The sequence below is a fragment of the Shewanella sp. genome (genome assembly GCF_013214165.1).
In the GTDB taxonomy this organism is placed as follows: domain Bacteria; phylum Pseudomonadota; class Gammaproteobacteria; order Enterobacterales; family Shewanellaceae; genus Shewanella.
This window is the reverse complement of the sequence record NZ_JABSSM010000151.1, coordinates 1-4,777: the sequence shown is the minus strand read 5'-3', so window position 1 is coordinate 4,777 and position 4,777 is coordinate 1. Positions and strand designations below refer to the sequence as shown.

Here is a 4,777-nt window from a genome sequence, read left to right as displayed (position 1 = left end):
TGCGAAACCACCTAATATCCCACCTAAGAAGGTGAGTATGATCAGCACAGCTACGAGTAATTTCCACTTGAGGCTAATAAATATTGTCCGACCTTCAGGCAGCATAGTCATAGCATCACCACTGGAACAAGCAGCTTCCACTTGAGACTGATAAATATTGTCCGACCTTCAGGCAGCATAGTCATAGCATCACCACTGGAATCGATAAGAAAGCTGCAGCGCAAACATGGACCAATGCTTCGACTGCGTGGATGGATCCGGTACCAATATGGGAGTCACCCAAGATGCGCCTTCGACCCAATGATATTCTGCGGCCAACAACCAGTCATTATTCAAAAACCAGCGAGCCCCTAAGGTCCAATCATCTGTGTAAGAAAAATATGCTGGCAAGCCTGTTATCGCTTCGAAATCCTTGCTGTCGGCATCGTCTATATGTTTATCGAGTCGCACAAACAGTTCGACTTCATGGGGTAAGTAGGCTCTAAAGTCGAAATAATAACCTATGCCGTTGTCCACGAGTTCATCGGCCATAGAGGGGAATATCAGGCCATTAATCAACCTCTCTCCGGTCATGTATTCGGTGGTAAACTCAAAATTCATATATCTGAATTGCCCCGAGAACACCCAATTTTGCATTCTGATTTCACCGGGATAATAATCAGCCAGCCTAGATGGGTGGTAGCTAATTTCTGCGTCGTAATAGGTGATCCCCAGTCTCAGGGAGTCATTTTGAAACTCTATATCTGCCGCACAATAGCGATCAGATTCGAAGCTACCTAGTTTATGACTACCCAACACATTTCGATCTAGGTCTTCGGTGACATCGACTTTACCCACAGACACATGCCAATCTAGGGCTCCGTTCCAGATTTGATGCATGCCAAACAGATCTGCCCCCTCGATATGCAACTGGGCATCTCGAAAGTAATCGCTATAGATAGATTGAGGTAACATGATACTCGGCCGGGTAAAGGGCACGTCTCTGGTACTGGAATAGAAGCCAGTTTCGTTCTTAAATCGTCCAGCGCGAATGCCTAGCATACCTTCACCGACCTGATGGCTATATTCGACAAATAGATAATCGAAATTAACTCCGCCTTCGGCTAAGCTCCCCCACTGCCTGTAACTGAGTGCACTGGCTATACGTATGTGTTCGATCGGCTTCCATGACACAGCAAATGCGCCTTCGGTGATATTGAAGGTACTGCCATCCTCCCCGACGACGAACTGAGTGTCGTCAGCAGCAATATAACCTTGGCCGACAAAACCATTGAATTGCCATTCTGAGGCCCAAGAATGAAAGGGTACAAGCAGCACTAAGCCCAAAAAACGACTAGGGACTCGTTTCATACAAACTCCTAGTCACTCTATTGTCATCGCTGAGATTGTCATCGCTGAGTACGGGAGCTGCGACATAACCTATGGAACCGGGCGTTCTCGAAATTTGTGCCTGCATCTCGGCTTCATTTTTTAAGATGATCGGCCGCTCTCCAGTACCGGCATAAACTAAGCGGTCCCATCTTCGCTGTAACATATATGGCATCATATCCAGCTGTTTAAAACAAAATTCTTTATGGATTTCAGAGCCTGGAGAAAGAATGAATACTTGGATTTTTTGACCGTCGGGCCAATAGACTTTTTGCATCGAAAAAATCAGGCGTAACTCTGGAGCTGGCAAGGGGAAGTCAATGGCGGAATCATTCACTATAACCTGAGCTGCGGTCGCTTGAGCGCAAAAGAGATGCAGCACTAACATCCATGTAGCCAAGAGGCGCATTAACCAATCTCCTTACAATCCTTCATCCACACATAAGCTATTTATAGCCATGCAGCCGTATCAACGAGTAAAGCGGATACTAATACCTCGCGTATCTACAGCTTAGGCAAAGAATACTTATGCCGCATAAAATTTATTGCGCAAAAGCAGAGAATGACACTTGGAAAAACGTGATTTAAACATTTTCCACAAAGCCAAAATCAAACACTCTGTGCCAAGTCACTATTAGCCATGATGATTTATTTGAAATACACCTGCTGATTTGACATTCAGGATCAGAAAAATTCAATTACCTAAAATCGTAATCGACGCAATATCTGTATCTACCAGACTAAAAACTGATAGTGATGTTTAAATTTGAGATATAATAAGCGCTCAAATTTCCTAACTGTGGTCGTCGTGTTAACTAATCCATCTCAAGTCATTCTTAGAAATAGCAATTTATTCGAAAATCAAAATGTATTAGTGCTCAATTATGAAGACGACCGTCTGCCTAAACAGCTGTTAGAGCATGCCAATAAGGTCACCGCACTGGCACTGGACTTCCATCATCACCTACAGATGGATGGCGAGAGCAGTGAAGTACTGTCGCTGTATTTTAGCCATTGCCTTGCCAATGAAGAGCTGTTTGATACGGCGATCATTTATTATCCTAAGGCGAAAGCGCTTGCCGCCTACCTCATCAACTTAGCTGGGCAGCACTTGAAACCAGGTGGGCAGCTAGTCGTCGTGGGCGAAAATAAAAGCGGAATTCGTTCTCTGGTTAAACAGATCCCCGCCTATTTTGATAAACCTTTTAAACAAGATAATGCTCGCCACTGTCTGCTTTATATCAGTGAACTTATCGAGCTAGCCCCAAAAATCAGACTCGATGATTGGGTCAGTCAATACCAGCTAGAGACCCCTCAAGGCGAAATTACTGTGTGTAATCTAGTTGGGGTGTTCAGCGAGAAAAAATTAGATGAAGGCACTAAATTATTGCTATCGAATCTACCAAGAATGAAGGGTAGAGTATTAGATTTTGGCTGTGGCGCCGGCGTCATCACTGCCGCCCTACTCAAGGAACAACCCAAATTACAAATCGAATGTGTCGACATCAATGCCATGGCTCTTGCTTCATGTGAGCTCACATTAAAAGCCAATAATTTTATCGCCACGACTTACCCATCAGACGGCTTAGACCAAACCCAAGATAAATTTGATGGCATCATCTCTAATCCACCATTCCATGATGGACTCAAGAGCACGAGCGAGATAGCCAAAAAATTTGTCAGCGATAGTGTAAAAAAGCTCAGAAGAGGCGGTGTGTGGCAGATAGTAGCCAATCGACATCTAGCATACAGCGACACCATAGAGGCTAATTTCGGACAGGCCAACGTGATAGCCGAAAACAATAAATATAAAATTTATTCAAATAAGTTCAACAAAATCAACAGATAAACCTAAAGTTCAAAATCAACACCTAAGCTACATCAGGGTCAGGGGTAAATACTTCTGGCCATTTTTATTGTTAAAAATCAATTACATATTTATCATATTAGACTCCATTCACTTTTCAGTCAGTTAGTGCTTCTTAGCCGAAACTTTATACTGTTATACTCCACAAGAATGAAACAAAAGTAAATCAAACGTAAATTACACGTAAATCAAAAATAAAGAAAAATAAGAATGAATCATTGGAATTGACTATGCTATCTCCTGAACTGATTGAACTAAGTGCTGATAACAGTTTTGCCGAATTTAAAGTGACGCCTAATACACATGGTCCACTCACCGAAGAGGCTATCTTCACCCTCTTAACGCTCCCCGATTTCGATTGTCTTTTCCCCCTTGAGCCTAACATTCAACAGGCCGTGATCCAGAACAATCGAGTCTGTGGCCAAGATGACGGTCAATTTGAACAATTTTTTCAGATTGCCGAGCGTCGCGATGGATCGACTGAAGTAGAGATAAGTGAAGATAAGATGAGTGCACAGATGCAACTCACAGCAGCCTGGGGGGGAGAGGAAGTCACCATTCAGGATATCTTGAAGTCACTTAAAACCAATAATGTCTGTATGGGGCTCAGCAAAGTTAAGATTCAAACGCTATTGAAGCAAGTCACACAGCTGCAACCGGGTAAGACTTGCCGTAGTGTCATCGCAACAGCTAAGCCCAGTGTCAATGGCATCAATGCCAAACTCGAACGTAAAGTTCCCCTAGCCAGAGAGCGCTTACTGCAACCCCAAGAAAGAGAAGACGGCACAGTAGATATGCGTAATCTAGGCGCCGTCATCATGGTGAAGCCTAACGATCTCTTGATGGTAAAACACCCTGCAACACAAGGGACTAAAGGCTACAACATACACGGCGAAGTCCTAGAGCCTCTACCCGGTAAAGATCTCAAGCTCACCGACGGGGAAGGAACCGGGCTGGATCCGGCCAATCCAAATCATCTGCTCGCAATAGTTGCTGGCCAACCCGTCGAGACAGAGGCAAGCATGAAAGTCGATGACGTACTCAATATCAGGGATGTCGATGTCGGTTATGGCAACGTTGACTTTAAAGGTAGCGTATTGATCACCGGAGATGTACACGAAGGCATGGTGGTAAAAAGTGCCGGCGACATTACCGTGATGGGATTTGTCGATTCATCGACCTTGATTGCCGCAGGCGATGTGATTGTCAGCAAGGGGATCATAGGCAGACAACTCAAAGATAATGAACTGTCGACTAAGATCAAGGCTAAGGGCCAGATTTGCGCGCAATTCATCCAATATTCAGATCTCGATGCTCAGGGTGAAATACTCGTCACTAAACAGCTTCTTCACAGCAATACCAAGACCACACAGAAGCTCACAGTCAGCGATGCCAATGGACGAAGAGGCGATCTCGTCGGCGGAATAGTTAACGCCGAAAAAGGCCTTAACGCCGTGGTCATAGGCGCGACTGCGGGCACGAAGACCCAAGTGTTTTGTGCCATGAATCAGGGTGATTTAAAGACCAACCTAAAAGTATTCG

4 protein-coding genes are annotated in these 4,777 nt (G+C 44.5%); 2 read left to right on the top strand and 2 right to left on the bottom strand.

Annotation, left to right across the window (positions count from 1 at the left end):
• Positions 1 to 189 precede the first annotated feature (189 nt).
• Both HRU42_RS20630 and HRU42_RS20625 read right to left on the bottom strand, forming a co-directional pair.
• A complete protein-coding gene (locus HRU42_RS20630; RefSeq protein ID WP_295033914.1) occupies positions 190 to 1,350 on the bottom strand; it encodes a hypothetical protein in 1,161 nt (386 codons plus the stop codon).
• Positions 1,334 to 1,777, bottom strand: coding sequence for a hypothetical protein (locus HRU42_RS20625; protein WP_295033913.1), 444 nt, complete (start codon positions 1,775 to 1,777; stop codon positions 1,334 to 1,336). Before HRU42_RS20625 ends, HRU42_RS20630 begins: the two co-directional genes overlap by 17 nt.
• 399 nt (positions 1,778 to 2,176) lie before the next feature.
• Here HRU42_RS20625 and HRU42_RS20620 point away from each other — a divergent pair, with 399 nt between their 5' ends.
• Both HRU42_RS20620 and HRU42_RS20615 read left to right on the top strand, forming a co-directional pair.
• Positions 2,177 to 3,217 carry a methyltransferase gene (locus HRU42_RS20620; RefSeq protein ID WP_295033911.1) on the top strand — a complete coding sequence of 347 codons (1,041 nt, stop codon included), beginning with the start codon at positions 2,177 to 2,179 and terminating at the stop codon, positions 3,215 to 3,217.
• Positions 3,218 to 3,465: 248 nt separating this feature from the next.
• The coding region (locus HRU42_RS20615) for a DUF342 domain-containing protein (protein WP_295033910.1) at positions 3,466 to 4,777 on the top strand (1,312 nt) is incomplete at its 3' end.